This window comes from Saccharopolyspora gloriosae, from assembly GCF_014203325.1.
In the GTDB taxonomy this organism is placed as follows: Bacteria; Actinomycetota; Actinomycetes; order Mycobacteriales; family Pseudonocardiaceae; genus Saccharopolyspora_C; species Saccharopolyspora_C gloriosae.
In genome coordinates this window covers 5,781,439-5,803,518 of record NZ_JACHIV010000001.1, presented here as the reverse complement: position 1 = coordinate 5,803,518, position 22,080 = coordinate 5,781,439, and the positions used below count along the sequence as shown (strand labels likewise).

Sequence of the window (22,080 nt, the reverse complement as noted above, 5' to 3'; positions counted from 1 at the left end):
GCCGATCCGGGCGCGGTGGAGCCGGATGCGCGGCCCGGTCGCGCGGTGCGGCGGTTCCTCGTGTGGTGCCCGGATTGGCCGGTGGTCGCCGCGGCGCTGGCCGACGGGCTCGGCCCGCTGGCACCCGCCGCGGTGTTCAGCGCGAACCGGGTGTTGGCCTGTTCGGCGACGGCGCGGGACGCCGGAGTGCGGCGCGGGATGCGGCGCCGGGAAGCGCAGGGGCGGTGCCCGGAGCTCGCGGTGTCCGAGCACGACCCCGCGCGGGACGCGCGGCTGTTCGAGCCGGTCGTGGCGGCGGTGGAGCAGCTCACGCCCGGCGTGGAGATCGTGCGCCCGGGGCTGGTGGCGGTCCCGGCACGCGGGCCGGCGCGGTACTTCGGGTCGGAGGACGCCGCCGCGGAACGGCTGGTCGACCAGGTCGCCGCGCGAGCCGGGGTGGAATGCCAGGTGGGAGCGGCCGACGGGCTGTTCGCCGGAGTGCTCGCGGCTCGGCGCGGAGTGCTGGTGGCACCGGGCGGGAGCCGGGAGTTCCTCGCCCCGCTCGACATCGCCGAGATCGACCAGCCCGCGCAGCGGCTCACGACGGACCGGGCGGAACTGGTGGATCTGCTGCGCCGCTTGGGCATCCGCACGCTCGGCGAGTTCGCCGCGCTGGTGCCCGGTGACGTCGCGACCCGCTTCGGCGCCGATGCGCTGCTGGCTCAGCGCGCCGCGCGCGGCGAGGAAGAACGCCCGCCGGATCGGCGGCGCCCGCCGCCGGAGCTGGCGGTCACCGAGCGGCTGGATCCACCGGTGGACCGGGTGGACGCCGCCGCGTTCGCCGCGAAGTCGCTGGCGGAACGGCTGCACCTGCTGCTGGGCGAGCGCGGTCTCGCCTGCACGCGGCTGGGCATCTCGGCGCGGACCGAGAACGGCGAACAGCTGCACCGGGTGTGGCGGTGCGCGGAGCCGCTGACCCCGGCCGACACCGTGGACCGGGTGCGCTGGCAGCTCGACGGCTGGCTCAGCGCCCGCTCGCGGGAACCCCGCCCCACCTCAGGGGTGGCGGTGCTGGAGCTGTGCCCGGAGGAGGTCGTGGGCGCGGGCGGGCTCCAGCTGGACCTGATGCGCTCGGCCACCGGCGCAGCCGATGCTCGTGCGGGCAGGGCGTTCGTGCGCGTGCAAGGTCTGCTCGGCCCGGACCAGGTGCTGGTGGGAATCCCGTCCGGCGGCCGGGACGCGCGGGATCGGGTGACGCTGGTGCCGTGGGGCGCGGAGCGTCGCCCGCAGCGGGAACCGGATCGGCCGTGGCCGGGGCGGATTCCGGCGCCGTCGCCGTCGGTGCTGCCCGAGTCGCCGTGGCCCGCGACGGTCCTGGACGCGGCGGGAGAGCCGGTGCGGATCACCTCCCGGCTGGAGCTGACCGCACCGCCGCACCGGGTGCTGGTGCGGGGACGCGCGCGGACGGTGGTCGGCTGGGCCGGGCCGTGGCCGCTGCGGGAGCGCTGGTGGGACCCGCCTCGCGGCGCCCCGGACGCGGCGGGTCCGGCGGCGTCCGCCTCGGGTGCCGGGCCGGAGGTGGCGGGGGCAGGTGTCTCGCCGGGAACGGTGGCGCGGATGCAGGTCGTGCTGGCCCCGGCCGGGGAGACCGGCCGCGCGGAGCCGGGCACCGTCGCGCCGGTCCGGAACCTGCCGAGCGGTCGGGCCCCGCAGCGGCCGTCGCCCGGACGCGGGCACCGGCACGCGGAACCGGCCGGACCTGGTGCGCACGACCGGGGCGGCCGCTCCTCGCGCCCGGACGACGGGTCCGGGGCGGAGTTCGATGCGAACTCGCCTGGCTCCGGGGCCACCGGCGGGCCGCAGGCCGCGGCGGGCGGAGATCCCGATGAGCAGGGCGAAGTAGCCCTGCTGCTGGTGCACGAGAACGACGAGTGGTGGGTGCAAGGGGTGTACAGGTGAGCTGGTTCAATCCGCCGCAGTCCTGGTCGGAACTGGAAAAGGCGTTGTCCGGCAAGGGAACCCTGCCACGCGACGAGTCCTTCCCCGGCGACGGCGGGGACAGCCCGGCCTGGACCCGGGCCCGCGCGCCCTACGCGGGCGGCGGTGAACCCGCCGTCGCGGCGGTGCCGTACGCCGAACTGCACGCGCACTCGCACTTCAGCTTCCTCGACGGCGCGAGCTACCCGGAGGAACTGGTCGCCGAAGCGGCCCGGCTCGGGCTGGAATCGGTGGCGCTGACCGACCACGACGGCATGTACGGGGTGGTGCGCTTCGCGGAGGCCGCCGCCGAACACGGCATGCGCACCCTGTTCGGCTCCGAGCTGAGCCTCGGCCCGGCGGGCGGGCGGGCGAGCGGGCGCACCGGGGAACCGGACCCGCCGGACCGGCACCTGCTGGTGCTGGCCCGCGACCCGGCGGGCTACGGCCGGTTGTGCCGGGCGATCAGCACCGCGCAGCTGCGCGGGCAGGAGAAGGGCCGGCCGCAGTACGACTTGGCGGAACTCGCCGCGGAGGCCGCGGGCCACTGGCTGGTGCTGACCGGCTGCCGCAAGGGCGCGGTGCGCTCGGCGTGGGAGTCCGGCGGGATGTCGGCGGCGTCGGCGGAACTGGACCGGTTGGTGGCGCTGTTCGGCGCGGACAACGTGGCGGTGGAGCTGACCGATCACGGAGCTCCGGAGGATTCGGTGCGCAACGACGCGCTGTACGAGCTGGCGCGGCGCCACGACCTGCGGGCGGTGGCGTCCACGGCGGCGCACCTGGCCACCCCCAGCCGGGAGCGGGTCGCGTCGGTGCTGGCGGCGATCCGCGCGCGCAGCAGCCTGGACGCGATGGACGGCTGGCTGCCGCCGTCGGCGGCGGCGCACCTGCGTTCCGGGGCGGAGATGGAGCGCCGGTTCGCCCGCTACCCGGGCGTGGTGGCCGCCGCCGCGGAACTGGGCCGGGAGTGCGCGTTCGACCTGCGCCTGGTGGCGCCGCGGCTGCCGCCGTTCGACGTCCCGCCGGGGCGCACCGAGGCGGGGCACCTGCGGGAGCTGACGATGCGGGGAGCGCTGGACCGCTACGGCCCGCCGCAGCGGAGCCCGGCCGCCTACCGGCAGCTGGAGCACGAGCTGGCGGTGATCGAACAGCTGGACTTCCCCGGTTATTTCCTGGTGGTGCAGGACATCGTGCGGTTCTGCCAGGAGCAGGACATCTTGTGCCAGGGCCGGGGTTCGGCGGCGAACTCGGCGGTGTGCTTCGCGCTGCGGATCACCAACGCGGACCCGGTGCGCTACGAGCTGCTGTTCGAGCGGTTCCTGGCGCCGGAGCGGGACGGCCCGCCGGACATCGACCTGGACATCGAGTCGGACCGCCGCGAAGAGGTGATCCAGTACGTCTACCGCAAGCACGGCCGCACGCACGCCGCGCAGGTGGCGAACGTGATCTCGTACCGGCCGAAGTCGGCGGTGCGCGACGTGGCGCGGGCGCTGGGGCATTCGCCGGGGCAGCAGGACGCGTGGAGCAAGCAGGTGGAGAGCTGGCACGAGCTGCCCCCGGACGACGAGATCCCGAGCCAGGTGACGGAGCTGGCGAACGCGCTCATCGGGTTCCCCCGGCACCTGGGCATCCACTCCGGCGGCATGGTGCTCTGCCACCAGCCGGTGAGCGAGGTGTGCCCGGTGGAGTGGGCGCGGATGCCGGGCCGCACGGTGCTGCAGTGGGACAAGGACGACTGCGCCGCGGCGGGCCTGGTGAAGTTCGACCTGCTGGGCCTGGGCATGCTCTCGGCGCTGCACTACGCGATCGACCTGGTCGCCGAGCACCACGGCCGCCGCGTCGACCTGGGTGAGCTGGACCTGGCCGACGACGCGGTGTACGAGATGCTGCGCCGCGCCGACGCGATCGGCGTGTTCCAGGTGGAGAGCCGGGCCCAGCTGGCGACGTTGCCGAGGTTGAAGCCGCGGGAGTTCTACGACCTGGTGGTGGAGGTGGCGCTGATCCGCCCCGGTCCGATCCAGGGCGGCTCGGTGCACCCCTACATCCGCCGCCGCAACGGCCTGGAGGAGTGGGAGTACGAGCACCCGCTGATGGAGGGCGCGCTGGCGAAGACCTTGGGCGTCCCGCTGTTCCAGGAGCAGCTGATGCAGCTGGCGGTGGACGTCGCGGGCTTCTCCGCGGCGGAGGCCGACGAGCTGCGCCGGGCGATGGGCGCGAAGCGCTCCGGGGAGCGGATGCGGCGGCTGCGGGACCGGTTGTTCGAGGGGATGGCGGCCAACGGCATCGGCGAGGAGCTGGGGGAGCGGGTGTACGCGCGGCTGCTGGCGTTCGCCAACTACGGCTTCCCGGAGAGCCACGCGTTGAGCTTCGCGCTGCTCGTGTTCGCCAGCGCCTGGTTCAAGCGCTACTACCCGGCGGCGTTCTGCTCGGCGTTGCTCAAGGCGCAGCCGATGGGGTTCTACTCGCCGCAGTCGCTGGCCGCGGACGCGCGCAGGCACGGGGTCCGGGTGTTCGGGCCGGACGTGAACGCGAGCCGGGTGCGGGCCGACCTGGAGGCGGACCCGGAGTCGGACGGTGGGAAGGCGGTGCGGCTGGGGTTGGCGTCGGTGCGCACCGTCGGCGAGGGCGTCGCGGAGCGGCTGGTGGCCGAGCGCGCCGAGCACGGCCCGTTCGCGGATCTGGTGGACGTGGCGCGGCGGGTGTCGTTGACGGCGCCGCAGATGGAGGCGCTGGCCACGGCGGGGGCGTTCGGCTGCTTCGGCTTGTCCCGCAGGGAGGCGTTGTGGAACGCGGCGGCCGCCGCCGGGGACCGTCCGGACCGGTTGCCGGGCACGACGGTGACGGCGGCGGCTCCGGTGCTGCCCGGCATGGACGGGGTGGAGCTGGCGGCCGCGGACGTGTGGGCGACGGGGGTGTCCCCGGACAGCTTCCCGGTGCAGTTCCTGCGTTCCCGGCTGGACGAGCTGGGGGCGGTCCCGGCCGCCGGTCTGTCCGATGTGGAGCACGGGAGCCGGGTGCTGGTCGGGGGTGCGGTGACGCACCGGCAGCGCCCGGCCACGGCGGGCGGCATCACCTTCCTGAACATGGAGGACGAGACCGGGATGATCAACGTGGTGTGCTCGCCGGGGCTGTGGGCGCGCTACCGCTCGGTGGCCCGCGGCAGTGCCGCGCTGCTGGTCCGCGGGACGGTGGAGCGCACCGAGGGCGTCGTGAACCTCCGAGCCGACCGCCTCCAGCGCCTCGACATGCGAGTCCCCTCCACCTCCCGAGACTTCTGCTGACCCCGCCCGTGACCCCACGCCCTGTGGACACCTCACGCCCCTGTGGACAACTCCAGCAATTTCGCGAGAAATTGAAACGCCCCACCGCCGCCGAAGATCACTCAATAGCCCACTGATCTGCGGTTTCGGGTGGAAGTTCCGGGTGAGCCGGTCGGTGCTGCCTCGCAAATTCTCGCGAAATTGCGGGTGGTTGAACAAGGTGTGGCCGGGTGGGCGGGGGTGTTTCGGGGGCCTTGATCGTGGAGTTGTACACAGGGGTGGTGCTTTCGGGGCGGGGTCAGGTCGTGCCGCAGCGGCGGAGGGCGAGCAGGACGTAGGTGCGCGCCACCTGCTCCAGCTCGGCCACGGAGACCTGCTCGTCGTGGGCGTGGGCGTAGCCGATGTCGCCGGGGCCGAACTGCAGCGTCGGGACGCCGGCCGCGGCGTACTGCCGGAGGTCGGTGCCGTACGGGGCGCCCAGCACCGCGGGCTCGGCGCCACCGGCGTCGAGCACCGCGCCGCGGGTCTCCTCCAGCAGCGGATGCCCCTTCGGTAGCCGCCCGCTGGCGAACACGCCGCCGGGCCAGCTCACCCGCACCGGGTGCTCCGCGAACCACGGGTCGTCGGCGCAGGCCCGCGCGATGGCGGTGGTGAACTCCTCCTTCGCCTGCGCGAGGTCCTCGTCCAGCCGCACCCCGTACCGGCCCTCGGCGACGGCGAGGTCGGGCACCGTGCTGGCCCAGTCCCCGGCCCGGACCACACCCACCGACAGCGGGTACGGCAGTTCCAGGTGCGCGACGAGCGGGTCCGGGTCGGCGTTGCGCCGCGCCTCCAGCTCCCGCAGCGCGGGCAGCAGCCCGGCCAGCCCGTCGACGGCGTTCACCCCGCGCAGCCGGGTGGAGCCGTGCGTGCTCTGACCGCTGATCTCCAGCCGGAACGTGAGCGATCCGCCGTTGGCGGCGACGATGGTGCCCCCGCTGGGTTCGGCGAGCACGCACGCCGCGGCCCGGTGCCCGCGCCGCAAGGTCGCGAACGCGCCGAGCCCGCCGTCCTCCTCGCCGACCACCGCGTGCACCCCGACGGGCCGCCGCAGCGAGATCCCCGCCGTGCGCAGCGCTTGCAGCGCGCCGAGGAACGCCGCGATGCCGCCCTTCATGTCGCAGGTACCGCGCCCGGCGGCGATGCCGTCGCGCACGCGCAGCGCGTACGGGTCGCGATCGGGCCAGCGATCCAGGTCGCCGGGCGGCACGACGTCGGTGTGCCCGCAGAACACCAGCGCCGGATCACCGTCGCCCGCGACGCCGACGCACCCGTAGGCCGCGTCCCGCTGCGCTTCCTGACCGGGGAAGCCGGGCTGCGCGGTGAGCTCGTCGAGATCGATCCGCCAGTGGTCCACCCGGTGCCCGAGGCCGCGGAGCCGGTCGGCGCACCACTGCTGCGCGTCCTGCTCGCCGGTGGTGCCGCCGACGCTGGGGATGGCGACGAGTTCCCGCAGGTCCTGGAGGATTCCGTCGAGGTCGACCGCGTCCAGCGCCCGGCGCTCGACCTCGGAGTGCGCGGATTCGCCGTGCTCGAAGCTGCTGCGATAGGTCGTCACGCCCCGAGTGTGGCGCATGGTCGTCGGGACGTGGCGGGCCTGCTACTACCATTCCGGCGTGGCCGAAGGCGACAAGACCGAGCGTGAGTTCGAAATCGGGAAAGACGGGCTGGGCGGCATCGTCGTCGGAATGGACGGCAGCCCCGCGAGCTTCCACGCCGCCGCGTGGGCGGCCGGACTGGCCCGTCGCGAACGCGCGCGCCTGGTCCTGGTGTACGTCGAGGCGGTGGGCGGGGTGGCCTACTGGTCCCCGATGGGGGTCGCGGTGGCCAGCGAAGCCGCCGAAAGCCTCGTCGAGGAGTTGAAGAAGGAGGTCGTGGCGCACCTGCGCTACATCGACATCGACTGGGACTTCGTGCACCACCGCGGTGATCCGGCGGTGGGCCTGGAGCAGGTCGCCGAGCAGTACCGGGCCGACCTGATCGTCGTGGGCCGGTCCCGGCGGCGCGGCGGACTCCTCGGCACCGTTCCCGCGACGCTCGTCGTGGAAGCGGTGCGTCCCGTGGTGGTCGTTCCGTAACCGCCATTCATTCTCGGCCGGATTAATCTTTCTTCCGCTCCGCCGAATGGTGGACTCGAATGCGGGCGATCTTGATCCGGTCTCACGGATCGGCCGTCCGTGTGAAGATGTCGGCATGAGCGAGGACGGGCCTGGATTCGAGCAAGGGCCGAACACCGTGTGCTTTAGCTGCGCGGGGTTCCGCAAAGTGAGTGAACCGCGCCTGTACGTCATCCAAGCCACGCGGGAGACCGAGACGGGCATGTCGATGGGCGAGTGGCGCAGCTGCCCCCATTGCGGCGGAGCGGGCCGGTTGCCGGGATTGCAACCGCCGATCTGATCAATTCTCATCCGCGCACCCCGCTGCACCGCTCGGAGCACCCCCAGCGCACTGCGACGACCACGGGTGACCGGTCCGGTTCCGAGCGCGCTCTGCGAAGCTGGGCGCATGGCAGAGGCGCAACGCACCATCGGCGAGGATTTCACCGACGCGGTCCTGACCGGTGCGGAATGGGACGGCCGGGAATTCGAGCAGTGCGATTTCACCGACGCCGACCTCGGCGCGTTGCGCACGCGCAACTGCGTGTTCACCGAATGCACCTTCACCCGCACCGATTTCGCCGAGTCGCGGCATCGGGCGACCGCCTTCCGATCGTGCCGGTTCACCCGCGCGGTGCTGCGCGATTCCAGCTTCGACGGGTGCAGCCTGCTCGGATCGTCGTTCGTGGACTGCAGATTGCGGCAGTGGGTGCTGCGCGAGACGGACCTGACGCTGGCCGGGATGGGCCGCGCCGACCTGCGCAAGGTCGACCTGCGCGGCATCCGGTTCCGGGAGGCCAACCTCAGCGAAGCCGACCTGCGCCGCTGCGACCTCCGGGACGCGGACCTGGTCGGCGCGCGGCTGCTCGGCACGAAGCTCGACGACGCCGACCTGCGCGGAGCCCGCATCGACGCGGACGGCCTAGCGCAGAGCTCCCTCACCGGAGCACGAGTAGACATGCAAACAGCCCTAGCCTTCGCCACGTCGATGGGGCTTCGCGTGGAGTGAGCCGGTCGTTTTGCTTTGGGGGTCGGGTGGCGGAACCTCAGCCGGTCTCTCGCTGCGGGATCTTTTTCCCTAGTGGCTCCGCCACGAGGGAAAAAGCTGTCCTCGCGAGAGACCGGCTGAGAACCCGCGGGTTGTCACCTTTTTGACGTGGGCTATGTGCTTCGCACATACAGGCACGGCTACGCCGCAAAGCAGGCGTGGCTTCGCCCGCCCACAGGCACGGCTACGCCGCAAAGCAAGCGTGGCTTCGCCCGCCCACTGCGTGGCTTCGCCGCCCACTGCACGGCTTCGCCCGCCTGAGGCACGGCTTTCGCCGCTAGGGCACGGCTTTCGGTTGTGGGCAGGTGGGGCCTCGGCGCACGCTGCGCGGGTTGGCCGGGGTGCGGCGGGCTTGCTCGTTTTGTCCTTACGGCGCTGGGGTTTTAAGGCAAGAAAGAACCGGCATCGCCCCAAGGCGGTGCCGGTTCTCGTTGTGCTGCTGGGTTATTCGTTCGGTGGGCGCTGGGCGTCGTTGATCTCCTGCAAGGTGCCGTCGGCGAGGAGGTCGTTCACCGAACCGGGCAGCACGTAGGCGGTGCCGCCGCCGGGCTGCTCGAACCACGGGACCGCCGTGCCGCGCAGCGCCTGCACCGGCCGCTGCACGCGGAACGCCGCGTACTGGCGGGTGGACCACTGCGGCGGCAGCGAACGCTGGCTGTACGGCGTGTGCGCGGCGTAGGTGACGTTGCCCGCCGGGTCGCCGAAGCGGTCCAGCTCGGTGCCGGGCTGCAGCACGAGGGTCCGCCGGTCCCGGTACAGCGTCAACGGCGGTTCGCCGCGCAGCGGCTGGATGTTCCCGGCCGGCTGCTGCTGTTGCTGGGGGTGCGGCTGCTGCTGCTGCTCACCCGGGCCGTTCTGCGGCGGGCGCTTGATCGGCCCGCCGGGGCGGCCCTGCGGCTCGCCCTGCGGTCCCTGCGGGCCCGGTCCCTGCCGCGGCGGACCGGCCATGCCGGGTCCGGGCGGGCCGGGACGGCGCTCGGCGCCCCCGGTCGGAGCGGCACCCGGGCCGCCGTGCGGGCCCTGCGGTCCGGGGCCGCCCGCGGGCGGGCGTCCGGCCGGGTCCTGCTCGGGGCGCGGACCGCCGCGCTGCGGCAACGGCTGGTTCGCCGGTGCCTGCTGGCCACCGGGGCCTTGCTGCGGGCCGGGGCCCTGCGGTCCGCCCGGACCCTGCGGCGCCTGGCCTTGACCGGGGCCCTGCGGGGTCGGGGCGAAACCGTTCGGCGCCGCGCCGTTGGAGGCCGCGCCGTTGGGGGCGGCGCCGTTGACGTTCGAGCCGGGCTGCACCGTCGGCAGCGGCTGGAACCGGGTCGCCTCCGCGTCGGGAGCGGCGGCGGTCTGGAAGTCGCCGCCGTCGGCGGATTCCGCCTCGGCCGGTCCCTGGTTCGCGGTGAACAGGAAGTGCCCGCCGGTGCCCGCCTCGGGCTGGCGCTGCGCCGGCTCGGGCGGGGTGCTGCCGCGGCGAGGCAGGTCACCGATCGGGGCGCGCTGGGCCTCGGCCCCCGCGTCCGGTTCGGCGTTCGCCGCTTCGCGCTGAGCGCCTGCCGAGCGGTCCTCCGCCGGGCCGGACTCGGCACCCGCGGTCTCGAACTCGGCGGGCTTGGCCGCGGCGTCGTCCGGCTCCTCCCGGTGGTCCTTGAAGAGGCCGTCGGCAGGGGATTCGGGCGTGCTGCCGAACGCGGCGAACCCGCCGGACCCGCCGGAACCGCTGCGCTCGTCGGACGAGGCGGCGAATCCCGCGGCGGCACCGGAGACCAGCGCGGCACCGCCGACGGCGGCGGGGGCCTCGGCTTCCGGCTCCGCGGCGCGGGCCACGTCGGGCTCGGGCGCGGACGGTTCCGGAACCTCCGGCGCGTCCACCGCGGCCTCCGGCAGCGAACGCCGCCGCTGGTCCTCGGCGGCGGGCAGCGGCGCCGTGCTGGACAGCAGCAGGCTGCCGAGCAGGAACGCCGCCGCCTGATCGGCGTGCTCGAAGTGCAGGTCGCCGTGCAGGTCGTCCTCGCCCGCGGTGACGACCCAGCCGGGTTCGTCGCGCAGCAGGCAGCGCGCGTCGGCGGAGTGGCTGCCGATGCGGTACTCGTGGCCGTCGACGCCCAGCTCGGTGAGCCGGTCGTGCAGCCGCGCCAGGATCGCCTGCGTCTCGTCGAGGTCCTCGTCGGCGTCGACGCCGTGGCGCGACCCGGGTTCCTCGTCCGCGTCGCCCAGGTCCAGCCCGGCCGGAGCCTGCTCGACGCGTTCCGCGTCGTGGTCGATCAGCGGCTCCGAATCGTGGGTGAGCAGCGGCAGGTCCGCCTCGGCCGGGGCCTGCTCGGAGAGCTCGTCGCGGTGGGTGAGCAGCGGAGTGCTCGCCGCGAAGCCGGTGTCGGGGCGGGGAGCCGCGAACGCGTTCGCGTCGGCGGGGGCGTCCTGCCACGACTCGGCCGGGGAGTCCTCGCGCGCCTGGGCGGGCGCGGGCAGCCGCACCGCGAAGTCCTCCTCCACGCGCGGCGTCTCGCCGGTGGCCTGGTCGTCGTAGCCGGCTTGGCCGGTCGCGTCGGCCTGGTCGAAGTCCGGCTGGTCGAACAGCTCGCGCACGGCCGCGTCCCGAGTGCGGTCGTCGACCTCGGCGAGGGCGAACCGGCGGGAGCGGACGTGCTCGACGAGCTCCGGCTGCGGCGGCACGCCGTACTGCACCAGGTAGTACGGGACCGCGCCCGGCCACACCCACACGCCGTCGGTGTGCCAGGTGGAGGGCACCGATGCGGGCGCGTTCGGGTCGAGCAGGTCGTCGTCGTTGTCGCGCGAGGCGAGCACGATCGGCGCGTTCTCCAGGTAGTGGCGCAGCGCGCCGACCTCGTCCTGGTGCACCGGCGCGCGGGTCGCCACCAGCGGGCGCCCCTGCTCGTCGAAGTCGTCGAACACCAGCGCCGTGCGGAACCCGGCGCCCGGTTCGTCCGAAGTGGACGTTTCGGGCGGCTCGGGGCGGGCCTGCTCGGCGGCGGCGCCGAACGCGGGAGCCTGCTCCGGGGCGTGCTGCTCGGGACGGGACGGTTCCCGCACCGGCAGCTCGGGCCCGGCCTGTTCCGGGGCGGGGCGTTCCTGGGCGGCGGGCACCTGTCCCGTCGGCTGCGGTGCGACCGGAGCCTGCGCGGCCGGCGCCTGGGGGGCGGGCGCCTGCTGCTGGGCCGGTCCGGGACCGGCCGGGTCCGCCGGGGCGGTCGCGGCGTCCAGCTTCCCCCGCATCCAGTCCGGCACGTTGTCGTCGGTGCGCGGGTAGCGGCGCAGCTCGTCGACGTACGCGGCGCGCGGCAGCGGGCGCTGCCACTGCGGCTCGGCGTCGAAGTTGATGTCGATGCGGTAGCTCGACGGCCGCTCCACCACGTAGAGCGCGCTGAGCCAGGTACCCACATCGGGCCGGTACATGCCCTCGCGGAGGTGCTCGAAGATCGCCCATAGTTCTTCGGGCGGCTCCCACGGTTCGGTGCCCCCGTCCTGGGCGGCGACCTCCCCGAGCAGATCCTGGTACTCGCCCGTGGCGCGGTACTCGACCGTGATCTGCTGCCAGTCCTCAGGTGCGGCCTGCAACAGCAGGACGCCGATCCTGCGGGCTATCTGTTCCTGCTCTTCCGGACTGATCGCTGTCGGACGCGACATGGGTGACATCCTCCCCCTCTCATCCAGGCACACCGACCCCACCCCGCGAAAACGCTACTCGAAGGGTCGATCGTGGTGTGTCTTCCCGGGTGAGTTCGGTGCAATGGTTCGGCGCCGTGAGCTCGGCGGTGATCGTCGGGTGGGCTGTTCCGAGCTCCAAAGCCTGCCTTGTGGATGCTCCGAGCGACATCACACCACCAGGTGTGATCCGGTGAACGATAATTCGGTGGCCGTCACAGGTGCGCCCCGGCACAGTGATCCGAGTGCTGCGCCCCTACCTGCTGCTCGCCCAGGTCCCGCACGCCTTCGCGCTGCTCGGCGCCTGCCTGCTGGCGCGGCTGCACCAACCGGCGATCAACCTGGTGCTCACCTTCCTGATCGCGGACTGGACCGGGTCGTACGCGGCGGGTGGCGTCGTCGGCGGCGCGATCACCGTCGGTCAGGCCGTCGCCGGACCGTTCCGGGGTCGCGCCGCGGACCGGTCGGGGCCGTCGAAGGTGCTGCTGATCACGGGCTGCGGTTACGGGCTCGGGCTGGGGCTGATCGCGCTGCTCGCGCGGCCGGGCGGCTGGTTGCCCGCGTCGTGGTGGTGGCTGCTGCTGCCCGTGGCGTTCGCCACGGGGTTGTCGTTCCCGCCTTCCGGGCAGGTCGGGCGGGCCATGTGGGTGCGGATCGCCGACGGCCCCGCCCGGCAGGCGGCGTTCGCCGTCGAGGCGACCGCGCAGGAGCTGCTTTTTGTGGCCGCCCCGATCCTCGCCGCGTTCGCCGTGGCCGCGCAGGGCGCGTTCGCGGCGACCCTGTGGTGCGGCGCGTTCGGCGCGCTCGGTGCAGCCGTGTTCGCCGCGACGCTGCGGCGGGCCGGGCTGCGGGCGGTGCCGCCGGAGGTGGCGGACCGGGGCGGGGCGTCGTTGCTCGCGGCGCCGGGCTTCGGTCTCCTGCTCGGCTTCGGCTGCCTGATGATCGGCGGTGTGATCACCGTGGACCTGCTGATCGTCGGCTGGGCGCGGGAGCGCGGCACCCCGGAGCTGGCGGGCTACCTGGCGGCGGCGTGGGCGATCGGCTCGCTGGTCGGCGGGCTGCTGCTGGGCGCGGCGGCCGGTCGGCCGCGGGTGTGGTTGCGCGGCGCGCTGGCCGTCGCGGGCATCGTCGCGCTCGTCCCGGTGCTGCCGCCGGTGGCCGTTCCCGGCTCGCCGTGGCTGGTGACGGCGGTGCTGCTGGTGGGCGGGCTGGCGATCGCGCCGATGTTCGCGGCGACCAACGCGCGGCTCGGCGAGCTCGCGCCGGAGGGGCGGCGGGCGGAGGCGTTCGGCTGGCTGGCCAGCGCGGGCATGGTCGGCTCGGCGATCGCGGCGCCCGCGACGGGCGCGTTGCTGGACGTGTCCGGCCCGGCCGCGGCCGCCGCGATGGGGGCGGTGCTGGCGGCGGTGGCGGTGTGCCTCGTGGCACACCCCAGCGTCCGGAACTCGCGTCCGGCGCCGTGCGCGGAGGAGACTGCCGCCACGTGAGCGCTCAACCCGATTCCGGTTCCCGTTCCGCCGCGCGCAGCCGAGGCCTCGGCATGCTGGGCGCCGTCGTCGTCGGCGTGGTGCTGGCGGTGCAGTCGCGGCTCAACGGCGCGCTCGGCGCGCAGCTGCACGACGGGCTCGCGGCGGCGCTGATCTCGTTCGGCTCGGGGCTCGTCGTGCTGCTGATCGCGACGTCGTTCATGCCGGTGGCGCGGGCGGGCCTGCGCGCGGTGCGCGACGCGCTGCGCGGGGGAGGGCTGCGCTGGTGGCAGTGCCTCGGCGGGGTCGCGGGCGGGTTCCTCGTGTTCGGCCAGGGCCTGTCGGCGGCGGCGCTGGGCGTCGCGCTGTTCACGGTGGCCGTGGTGGCGGGCCAGGTCGGCAGCGGGTTGGTCGTCGACCGGGTCGGGCTCGGCCCGGCCGGGCCGCAGCGGGTGACCTCGCCGCGCGTGGTGGGCGCGGTGCTGGCGGTGATCGCGGTGCTCGTGGCCGTGTGGGACGAGCTGACCGGGTCGGGCGCGAGCTGGCTGATCCTGGTGCCCGCGCTGGCCGGCATCGGCGTGGCGTGGCAGCAGGCGGTGAACGGGCGGGTGAAGCAGACCGCGGGGTCCCCTGCCGCCGCCGCGGTGATCAACTTCGGGGTCGGCGCGGTGGGGCTGCTGCTGGCCTGGCTGGTGGAGGTCGCGGCGCGCGGCCTGCCGTCCGGGCTGCCCGCGCAGCCGTGGCTCTACATCGGCGGGGTGCTGGGCATCTTCGTGATCGGTGGCGCGGCGGCGCTGGTGCACCGCACGGGGGTCCTGGTGCTGAGCATGGGCATGGTGGCCGGGCAGCTGCTCGGCGCGCTGCTGCTCGACCTGTTCGTGCCCGCGCCCGGCACCGCGGTCCCGGTGACCACGGTGATCGGCGTCGGGCTCACCTTCGTCGCGGTCGCCGTCGCCTCCATCCCGGATCGCACCGCGCGCGCCTGAGCACGGGCCGGACGGCCGGTGATCCGGCCGGGGCCACGTCTGCCACGATTGGCACCGTGAGCGCCACGATCCTGGACGGCAAGGCCACCAAGAACGCGATCTACGACGAGCTGCGGACGCGCGTCGCCCGGCTCGCCGAGCGCGGCGTCACTCCCGGACTGGGGACGGTGCTGGTCGGTGACGACCCGGGCTCGCAGTCGTACGTGCGCGGCAAGCACAACGACTGCGCGAAGCTCGGCATCGCCTCGTTGCGCCGCGACCTCCCGGCCGAGAGCACCCAGGGCGAGCTGGAGGCGGTGCTCGACGACCTCAACGGCGACCCCGCCTGCACCGGCTACATCGTGCAGCTCCCGCTGCCCGCGCACCTCGACGCCGGTCCGCTGCTGGAGCGGGTCGCGCCGGACAAGGACGCCGACGGCCTGCACCCGATCAGCCTGGGCCGCCTGGTCCTCGGCGAACCGGCGCCGCTGCCGTGCACGCCGCGCGGCATCGTGGAGCTGCTGCGGCGCCACGAGGTCGCGCTGGACGGCGCGCACGTCGCCGTCGTCGGCCGCGGCATCACCGTGGGGCGCCCGCTGGGGCTGCTGCTGACCCGGCGCAGCGAGAACGCCACGGTGACCCTGTGCCACACGGGCACTCCGGACCTGGCCGCGGAGGTGCGCCGCGCGGACGTCGTGGTGGCCGCCGCGGGCCGGCCGCACCTGATCACCCCGGACATGGTCAAGCCCGGCGCCGCGGTGCTCGACGTCGGCGTCACGCGCACCGACGAGGGCATCGCCGGGGACGTGCACCCCGAGGTCGCCGAGATCGCCGGGCACTTGTCGCCGAACCCCGGCGGGGTGGGGCCGATGACCCGGGCCATGCTGCTCACCAACGTCGTGGAGGCCGCGGAGCGCCATGTCGGCTGAAGGTTCGGACGGTCATCGCGGGCTGGGCTCTACGATTACCCGGCACTTCGGGCAAGCGTGGGAGGCCGGCATGAACGAACGCTTCGGTGATCGATCGAAGTGGGCGGTGCACGTGCCGTTCGCACTGGTGCTGCTGGTCGCGGCGATCGGTTTCCTGCGGGTGGCGATGCACGCCTGGCGCGAGGGTTCGATGCTGCTGAGCCTGGCGCTGCTGCTAGCGGCGGCGGCACGAGCGTTCTTGACGCGCGACCAGGTGGGCCTGCTCGCAGTGCGCTCCCGCACGGTCGACCTCATCCTCTACGGCGGCTTCGGCCTGGTCCTGATGGCAGTAGCCGTCACCATCGTCGGCGGCCCCCTCGCCTTCTGAGCAGCGGAGTCACGCCTCCCAGCCGAACTCCCTACGAGCCGTGCCCCCAAAGGCCGTGCCTAGCGGCGAAGCCGTGCCTTGGACGAGCGAAGCGAAGTCTGCCCGGCGGCCGAAGGTCGTGCCTGTATTCGCGCAGCGAATAGCCCACGTCAAGAAGCCGCCCACCGGCGGGTTCTCAGTGGCTTCCTCGCGAGGACAGCTTTTTCCCTCGTGGCGGAGCCACTCGGGAAAAAGATCCCGCAGCGAGGAAGCCGCTGAGGTTCCGCTACCCGACCACCGAAGCAGAATGAGCCCAGCGCTCTACTCCCACCAGAAGGACCAAGTCCGCCGACCGCGGATTTCGCGGGCGTAGGACGCGATGCTGCCGGAGTCCTGCAGGACTCGGTCGGGGCAGAACGCCCAGTGTTCGGCGGCCACCGAGGTGGCGTGCGCGGGGTCCTGCGGGGGAGCGGCGACGCTCACGTCCAGCCGGTCCGGTCCGAGTCGCAGGAGTCGCGCTCCGAAGCGGTCTTCCCAGCTGCGCAGCAGCGCGGAGAGCCCGGCGGTGCGGGACACGTGGTTGGCCGCGCCGGACCAGCCGAGCACGGTGAGCACGTCGGAGCCGCGCCGCACGGGTACGAGTCCGAGCCGCGTCTCGTCGTCGACGAACCGGGCGGCCTGCTGGTTGGCGAGGATGTCGGGGTCCGCCAGCAGGTTCCCGGCGGGGGCGAGTTCGGGGCAGTTCGCGTCGAACGGCGCCAGCGAGTCCATGTCGTAGGCGGGTCCGAGGTCGTCGTCGGCGCGGCACAGCCCGTCCCAGATCCGCAGCATGACGTCCTCGGCCCGCCACAGGTCGATGTGTTCGAGCGGTTCCGGTGGCACGACGCCGACGGTGCACCGGCTGCCGTAGGTCTCGGTGTCATCGCACAGCAGCAGCGGCCAGAGCCCGGTGCGCCGGTGGTCGCCGCGCAGCGCGCCGAGCAGCCGGGGTGCGGGGCGGTCGTGGCTGATCCAGCACAGCGGCGGTTCGTCGCCGGTGGCGCGGGTGGACTGCTCGGCGAGCAGTTCGCCGTCGGGCAGCGGTACCGAGGGTGCGACGCCGGAGGCTCTCGCCAGCAGCTCCGAGAGGTCGGCAGGGGTCTCGGTGGCCTGGTCGTCGTGCAACTCGTCACCGCCTCCTCGCCTGACGTCACGCCGCGCCCACCCTAATCAGGCGTGCGGTGCGGCTGGTGAACCTGCCGCCTTTTCGTGATCCAGATCGGTCCGCGGGCGGAACCTCGCGGCCTCCTCGCCGTCGTCGCGAGGAGGCCGCTCGGGTGGTTTTCGTTGCGCCTGGGCGGTTTCAGCCCTGCTGCGGCAGCAGCACGATCTTGCCGGTGGCCGCGCCGGACCGGTGCAGCGCGAGCGCGTCCGCGGCGTCGGCGAGCGGGATCCGGTGCGAGATCAGCGGGTGCAGCGCACCGTCGGCGAGCAGCGCCAGCAGTCGGCTGAGGTCGTCGCGGTAGCGGCGGCCGGTCCGCACGTAGTACATCCGAGCGCGCCGTCCGCCGGTGCGCCCGAGCAGCCGCAGCGCTTCCCAGCGGGCGATGAGCCGGGTGACGTCGGCGTAGGGCTTCCACCACGTGGTGTCGTCGTCGAGGGTGCTCGCGCTGCCGTAGTTGAGGAGCCGCCCGCCGGGTGCGAGCAGTTCCCAGGAGCGGGCGAGGCTGTCGGGGCCGAGCGGGTCGAACACGGCGTCCACTCCGGCGGGCGCGAGTTCCCGGACGCGCCGGCCGACGTCTTCGGTGCGGTGGTCGACGAGGTCGGCGCCGAGTTCGCGCAGCGCTTCGTGCCGGTGCCCGGAGGCGGTGCCGATGGCGCGCACGCCGGCGAGGCGGCACAGCTGGAGCAGGGTGCTGCCGACGCCGCCGCCCGCGCCGTGCACCAGCACGGTCGCGCCGCGCGGCACGCGGGCGCTGCGGTGCAGCAGTTGCCAGGCGGTGACGCCGTTGGTGACCAGCGCGACGGCTTCGTCGGCGGGGACTTCGCCGGGTACGACGACGGCGGGGTCGGCGGCGATCTCGACGTGGTCGGCCCAGGCGCCGGTGCGGGTGAGCGCGGCGACGCGCTGCCCCGGCAGGCAGGTGGTGACGCCGGGGCCGGTGGCGATGACTTCGCCGACGAGGTCGTAGCCGGGGACGAAGGGGAAGGCGGGCTGCATCGGGTAGCGCCCGCCGAGCATCTGCACTTCGGCGAACGAGAGCCCGGTCGCTTCGACGCGGACCAGCACGCGTCCGGCGGCGGGTGCGGAGTGCGCGGTCTCCCTGCTGGTGAGCACGTCCTGCGGGTCGCCGAGCCCGGTGAGCACGAGTTCGCGGCCGGTGATCGTGGCGGTCTCCATGAGCCATCTCCGTGATAGCTAGTAGTGAACGTTAGAACCTCTAACGCAAGGATGCACCTGTTACCATCACGGCGTCAACTGGGAGGTCGACGAATGCCCGCACCGCAGCGCAGCCCCCGCGAGCGCTACCGGGACCAGACCCGCGCCGAGGCCAAGGAGGTGGCGCTGGACCAGCTCGCCGAATCCGGCCCCGCGGGCATCTCGCTGAACGCCATCGCCAAGCGCATGGGCATCACCGGGCCCGCCCTGTACCGCTACTTCGAGAACCGGGACGCGCTGCTCAGCGCCCTGATCGTCGACGCGTACCGGGACATGGCCGAAGCGGTGGAGGCGGCGGCCGAGCAGCACCGCAAGAAGGCGCCCGCCGGGCGGCTGCGGGAGGTCGCGCTGGAATGGCGCCGGTGGGCGCTGGCGCAGCCGCACCGCTACCTGCTGCTCTACGGCACGCCGGTGCCGGGTTACGCCGCGCCGGAGGAGACCTACGAACTCGCCGACCGCGCGCTGCGCACGCTCCAAGCGCTGTTCGCGGAGCTGGTGCCCGCGGATCTGCCGCCGGGGCGCACCGCGCTGGACCGGCAGCTGACGGCGCTGCGGGCGAAGCGGTCGGGGGAGGAGCTGCCTGCAGCGGCGCTGCGGCGCGGGGTGCTGGCCTGGACCCGGCTGTACGGGGTGCTGAGCCTGGAGGTGCAGGGCCAGTTCGCGGGAACCGGGGTGGATCCGGAACTGCTGTTCCGGGCGGAGATCGACTCGTTGCTGGCCGAGCCCTGGTGAACGCGCCCGGCGGTGCCGTCCGGGTCGAACGGCACCTTCGCCGGGCGGGTCAGGCCTCTTGCGCGCGCCGTGGCTCGACGATGCAGTCCGGTCCCGGGTACACGAGTCGTTCGTGCCCGTCGTCGAAGCGGACCAGGTACGGCGGTGCGCCGGCCGTGCCGCGCACCTCCAGGATCAGCCCGGTGCGGTCGGTCTCCTCGACCGTCCGGCTGTGCACGTGCAGTTGATCGCCGATCGCTGCTCTCATCACCCTCACCTCCGCGTCCAGGCTAGGTGACCGGCGGCCCGCGCCGCAGTGCTCGCGGGCCGCTGACCAGCGGCGATCTTCGTGCGAGGGCGGTCAGCCGCCGGTGACGTCGGAGCAGGTGGAGGCGATGGCGGTGGTCTTCTCCAGGTGCTGCTGCGACCAGTTCAGGCCGTTCTGCAGGTTGACCTGGCCGGTGGCGACCTGCTCCAGCGAGGCCTGCACGTCGAGCAGGTCGTCCTGCAGCGTCTTGTCGCCGACCCGCTGCGCGAGGGCGCCGATCTCGTCGGCCTTGGCGCGCGCGTCGTCCTGCGCCCGATCGAGGTCCGCGAGGTTCGGGGTGTAGCCGGCGACGTCGACCGCGTCGAGGCAGGCGGAGGCCTTGTCCAGGCCCTGCTGGGCCTGGTCGAGCTGCTCCTGGGTCTCCTGGAGCTGGCCGCACCCGGCGAGCACCGGCAGTGCCAGCGCTGCCGCGACGATGAGCTGCTTACCGGCTCGCATCGGTTCCTCCGGTGTCCCGTCGGCGCCCGCGCGCCGCCCGTCCGTCACCCTATCGAGCGACTCGTGCCGGTGTGGGCGTTTTGCGTCACTTCACGGCCGCGGCGGCAGCCAGCTCATGATCTCGGGCGGCAGGTTCAGCGTCGCGACCCACGGGGCGGCCCCGACCCGGTAGAGCACCACCGAGCCCAGCACCACCGCGATGATCGTCATCGCCGGGCCGACCAGCACCATCTCGACCTTGCCGCCGGTGCGCATCCGCATCGCCTTCGGCGGCGCCACCGGGAACCACGTCTTGCCGTCCAGCGGCACCGGCCACAGCATCGGGCAGCCCTGCTCGGTGATGGCGTCGCCGATGAAGTGCGCGACGCAGCCGAGCATCACCGCCACCCCGAACGCCGCCGCCTCGGTCGGCTGGTCCCCGGCCCAATACCAGCAGGCCAGGGTGAGCGCCAGCGAGGCCACGGCGATGAGCAGCGCGTCCTTCTGCGAGCTCCAGGTGTGCATGATGCCGCGCACGGCGAGCCCGGCGAACGCGAACATGAGCACGCCGAGCGCGGTGCCGTTGCTGCTCTGCACGATGGCGGTGGTGACGAGCCCGGCGAGGATCGCGAAGACCACGGTGTGGGTGAACCCGCGGTGGGTGCCCTCCCGGTCGCTGTCGCGCTTGGTGCGGGTGAGCCGGTACATGAACCCGCTGATCCCGCTGAACAGCGAGGACACCCCGCGGGAGACGGCGCCGAAGGTGCTGGCCACGGTCGACTTGGGGTGGTCGATGTCCGGCAGCAGCGCGGCGCCGGAGGCGAGCGTGGCGCCGACGACCCACGTCTTCGGCGACAGCTGCCCGATGAGGTGCGTGTCGGCGAGCGCGGTCACCGCCGACCAGGCCGCCAGCCCGCTCATGGCGTGTGTGGGTCCCGTCGCCAATGCAGCCTCCCCCGTGATCGTTGCCCCCGAAAGACTAGAAGGTGATCTCGTCCTCGATGGCCGGGTGGGCGTTTTCGTCTCATGCCGCTGTCGCCGGAGGCGGGGGCGGGGCACAATCGATACCGATAGCAGTACGCTTGTACCGCTTGCATCTCGCGAGAGGAGCACCCCGCCACATGAGCAAGATCAAGGTCCAGGGAACGATCGCCGAGCTCGACGGCGACGAGATGACCCGGATCATCTGGTCCTTCATCAAGGACAAGCTGGTCCACCCCTATCTGGACGTGAACCTCGATTACTACGACCTGGGCATCGAGCACCGGGACGCCACCAACGACCAGGTGACCGTGGACGCCGCGAAGGCCATCGCGCAGCACGGCGTCGGCGTCAAGTGCGCCACGATCACCCCCGACGAGGCCCGAGTAGAAGAGTTCGGCCTCAAGAAGATGTGGCGGAGCCCGAACGGGACCATCCGCAACATCCTCGGTGGCGTCATCTTCCGCGAGCCCATCGTGATCTCGAACATCCCACGCTACGTGCCGACCTGGACGAAGCCGATCGTCATCGGTCGTCACGCGCACGGCGACCAGTACAAGGCCACGGACTTCAAGGTCCCGGGGCCGGGCACGGTCACCATCACCTACACGCCCGCGGACGGCTCCGAGCCGATCCAGCAGGAGGTCGCGCAGTTCCCGACCGACGGCGGCGTGGCCATGGCCATGTACAACTACAAGCGCTCCATCGAGGAGTTCGCCCGCGCGTCGTTCCGCTACGGGCTGGAGCGCGAGTTCCCGGTGTACATGTCCACCAAGAACACGATCCTCAAGGCCTACGACGGCGTCTTCAAGGACGTCTTCGAGGAGGTCTTCGAGAACGAGTTCAAGGCCGACTACGACGCCAAGGGCCTGACCTACGAGCACCGCCTCATCGACGACATGGTCGCCACGGCCATGAAGTGGGAGGGCGGCTACGTCTGGGCGTGCAAGAACTACGACGGTGACGTGCAGTCCGACACCGTCGCGCAGGGCTTCGGTTCGCTGGGCCTGATGACCTCGGTCCTGATGACCGAGGACGGCAAGGTCGAGGCGGAGGCCGCGCACGGCACGGTCACCCGCCACTACCGCCAGCACCAGCAGGGCAAGCCGACGTCGACGAACCCGATCGCGTCGATCTTCGCCTGGACCCGCGGCATCGCCCAGCGCGGCCGGCTGGACTCCACCCCGGAGGTCACCGGTTTCGCGAACGCCCTGGAGCAGGTCGTCATCGAGACCGTCGAGAGCGGCAAGATGACCAAGGACCTCGCGCTGCTCGTCGGCGGCGACCAGGGTTACCAGACCACCGAGGAGTTCCTGGCCTCGCTGGACGAGAACCTGCAGAAGAAGATGGCCGACCGCTGATCTTCCGCTGTCGGTAACCGGACGCCACTTTCGCCCCGAACCGGGGTGGGAGTGGCGTTTTCGCGTTCGGAACCTCCGAGCGTCCCGCGCGTCCACCTAGGGGATCTGCG

18 protein-coding genes are annotated in these 22,080 nt (G+C 73.3%); 11 read left to right on the top strand and 7 right to left on the bottom strand.

Going from position 1 to position 22,080, the window contains the following annotated elements; translation table 11 throughout:
- Nucleotides 1-45 precede the first annotated feature (45 nt).
- Both BJ969_RS25160 and BJ969_RS25155 read left to right on the top strand, forming a co-directional pair.
- On the top strand, nt 46-1,938 hold the full coding sequence (locus tag BJ969_RS25160; RefSeq protein ID WP_184485770.1) for a DNA polymerase Y family protein: 1,893 nt from the start codon (nt 46-48) through the stop codon (nt 1,936-1,938).
- A complete protein-coding gene (locus tag BJ969_RS25155) occupies nt 1,935-5,237 on the top strand; it encodes an error-prone DNA polymerase (RefSeq protein WP_184482965.1) in 3,303 nt (1,100 codons plus the stop codon). The genes BJ969_RS25160 and BJ969_RS25155 overlap by 4 nt, the downstream gene beginning before the upstream one ends.
- Before the next feature lie 277 nt (nt 5,238-5,514).
- On the opposite strand, the gene BJ969_RS25150 is transcribed toward BJ969_RS25155, so the two are convergent.
- A complete protein-coding gene (locus BJ969_RS25150) occupies nt 5,515-6,813 on the bottom strand; it encodes an ArgE/DapE family deacylase (RefSeq protein ID WP_343071590.1) in 1,299 nt (432 codons plus the stop codon).
- Nucleotides 6,814-6,871: 58 nt separating this feature from the next.
- Here BJ969_RS25150 and BJ969_RS25145 point away from each other — a divergent pair, with 58 nt between their 5' ends.
- From BJ969_RS25145 to BJ969_RS25135, 3 genes are all read left to right on the top strand, one after another.
- On the top strand, nt 6,872-7,333 hold the full coding sequence (locus BJ969_RS25145; RefSeq protein ID WP_243791745.1) for a universal stress protein: 462 nt from the start codon (nt 6,872-6,874) through the stop codon (nt 7,331-7,333).
- A gap of 187 nt (nt 7,334-7,520) precedes the next feature.
- Entirely contained in the window at nt 7,521-7,652 is a 132-nt protein-coding gene (locus tag BJ969_RS30680; protein WP_281398368.1) for a hypothetical protein, read from the top strand.
- A 108-nt stretch (nt 7,653-7,760) separates the two neighbouring features.
- Nucleotides 7,761-8,360 carry a pentapeptide repeat-containing protein gene (locus BJ969_RS25135; protein ID WP_184482953.1) on the top strand — a complete coding sequence of 200 codons (600 nt, stop codon included), beginning with the start codon at nt 7,761-7,763 and terminating at the stop codon, nt 8,358-8,360.
- Nucleotides 8,361-8,843: 483 nt separating this feature from the next.
- Here the strand turns inward: BJ969_RS25135 and BJ969_RS30675 are convergent, their stop codons facing one another.
- Entirely contained in the window at nt 8,844-12,029 is a 3,186-nt protein-coding gene (locus BJ969_RS30675; RefSeq protein ID WP_184482950.1) for a TNT domain-containing protein, read from the bottom strand.
- A gap of 263 nt (nt 12,030-12,292) precedes the next feature.
- Here BJ969_RS30675 and BJ969_RS25125 point away from each other — a divergent pair, with 263 nt between their 5' ends.
- The 4 genes from BJ969_RS25125 (at nt 12,293) to BJ969_RS25110 (ending at nt 15,774) form a co-directional block, all read left to right on the top strand.
- Entirely contained in the window at nt 12,293-13,534 is a 1,242-nt protein-coding gene (locus BJ969_RS25125; protein ID WP_184482947.1) for an MFS transporter, read from the top strand.
- Nucleotides 13,531-14,499, top strand: a complete 969-nt coding sequence (locus BJ969_RS25120; protein WP_343071589.1) for a DMT family transporter — start codon at nt 13,531-13,533, stop codon at nt 14,497-14,499. The genes BJ969_RS25125 and BJ969_RS25120 overlap by 4 nt, the downstream gene beginning before the upstream one ends.
- Nucleotides 14,500-14,555: 56 nt before the next feature.
- Nucleotides 14,556-15,407, top strand: coding sequence for a bifunctional methylenetetrahydrofolate dehydrogenase/methenyltetrahydrofolate cyclohydrolase (locus BJ969_RS25115; protein ID WP_184482944.1), 852 nt, complete (start codon nt 14,556-14,558; stop codon nt 15,405-15,407).
- 70 nt (nt 15,408-15,477) lie between these two features.
- Nucleotides 15,478-15,774 (top strand): DUF3017 domain-containing protein, encoded by a 297-nt coding sequence (locus BJ969_RS25110; protein WP_184482941.1) that lies wholly within the window; start codon nt 15,478-15,480, stop codon nt 15,772-15,774.
- 300 nt (nt 15,775-16,074) lie between these two features.
- Here BJ969_RS25110 and BJ969_RS25105 read toward each other — a convergent pair whose 3' ends face one another.
- Together BJ969_RS25105 and BJ969_RS25100 are read right to left on the bottom strand one after the other, a co-directional pair.
- Nucleotides 16,075-16,917 (bottom strand): DUF4253 domain-containing protein, encoded by an 843-nt coding sequence (locus BJ969_RS25105; RefSeq protein WP_246457095.1) that lies wholly within the window; start codon nt 16,915-16,917, stop codon nt 16,075-16,077.
- Nucleotides 16,918-17,095: 178 nt separating this feature from the next.
- Nucleotides 17,096-18,133: a zinc-binding dehydrogenase gene (locus BJ969_RS25100; protein WP_184482938.1), complete on the bottom strand. Its 1,038-nt coding sequence runs from the start codon at nt 18,131-18,133 to the stop codon at nt 17,096-17,098.
- A gap of 93 nt (nt 18,134-18,226) precedes the next feature.
- Between BJ969_RS25100 and BJ969_RS25095 the strand changes: the two genes are divergently transcribed.
- Complete coding sequence (locus BJ969_RS25095; RefSeq protein ID WP_184482935.1) at nt 18,227-18,904, top strand: TetR/AcrR family transcriptional regulator; 678 nt, start codon at nt 18,227-18,229, stop codon at nt 18,902-18,904.
- 49 nt (nt 18,905-18,953) lie between these two features.
- On the opposite strand, the gene BJ969_RS25090 is transcribed toward BJ969_RS25095, so the two are convergent.
- The 3 genes from BJ969_RS25090 to BJ969_RS25080 form a co-directional block, all read right to left on the bottom strand.
- Complete coding sequence (locus BJ969_RS25090) at nt 18,954-19,151, bottom strand: DUF1918 domain-containing protein (RefSeq protein ID WP_184482931.1); 198 nt, start codon at nt 19,149-19,151, stop codon at nt 18,954-18,956.
- Nucleotides 19,152-19,244: 93 nt separating this feature from the next.
- Entirely contained in the window at nt 19,245-19,649 is a 405-nt protein-coding gene (locus BJ969_RS25085; protein WP_184482928.1) for a hypothetical protein, read from the bottom strand.
- A gap of 90 nt (nt 19,650-19,739) precedes the next feature.
- Nucleotides 19,740-20,573 carry a metal-dependent hydrolase gene (locus tag BJ969_RS25080; RefSeq protein WP_184482925.1) on the bottom strand — a complete coding sequence of 278 codons (834 nt, stop codon included), beginning with the start codon at nt 20,571-20,573 and terminating at the stop codon, nt 19,740-19,742.
- 176 nt (nt 20,574-20,749) lie between these two features.
- On the opposite strand from BJ969_RS25080, the gene BJ969_RS25075 reads away from it, so the two are divergent.
- Nucleotides 20,750-21,970, top strand: coding sequence for an NADP-dependent isocitrate dehydrogenase (locus BJ969_RS25075; protein ID WP_184482922.1), 1,221 nt, complete (start codon nt 20,750-20,752; stop codon nt 21,968-21,970).
- Nucleotides 21,971-22,080 lie beyond the last annotated feature (110 nt).

Excerpts from the sequence above, each read along its gene's own strand:
- BJ969_RS25135 (WP_184482953.1), top strand. The coding sequence starts at position 7,761 with ATGGCAGAGGCGCAACGCACCATCGGCGAGGATTTCACCGACGCGGTC.
- BJ969_RS30675 (WP_184482950.1), bottom strand. The coding sequence starts at position 12,029 with ATGTCGCGTCCGACAGCGATCAGTCCGGAAGAGCAGGAACAGATAGCC.
- BJ969_RS25110 (WP_184482941.1), top strand. The coding sequence starts at position 15,478 with ATGAACGAACGCTTCGGTGATCGATCGAAGTGGGCGGTGCACGTGCCG.
- BJ969_RS25100 (WP_184482938.1), bottom strand. The coding sequence starts at position 18,133 with ATGGAGACCGCCACGATCACCGGCCGCGAACTCGTGCTCACCGGGCTC.
- BJ969_RS25095 (WP_184482935.1), top strand. The coding sequence starts at position 18,227 with ATGCCCGCACCGCAGCGCAGCCCCCGCGAGCGCTACCGGGACCAGACC.
- BJ969_RS25090 (WP_184482931.1), bottom strand. The coding sequence starts at position 19,151 with ATGAGAGCAGCGATCGGCGATCAACTGCACGTGCACAGCCGGACGGTC.
- BJ969_RS25085 (WP_184482928.1), bottom strand. The coding sequence starts at position 19,649 with ATGCGAGCCGGTAAGCAGCTCATCGTCGCGGCAGCGCTGGCACTGCCG.
- BJ969_RS25075 (WP_184482922.1), top strand. The coding sequence starts at position 20,750 with ATGAGCAAGATCAAGGTCCAGGGAACGATCGCCGAGCTCGACGGCGAC.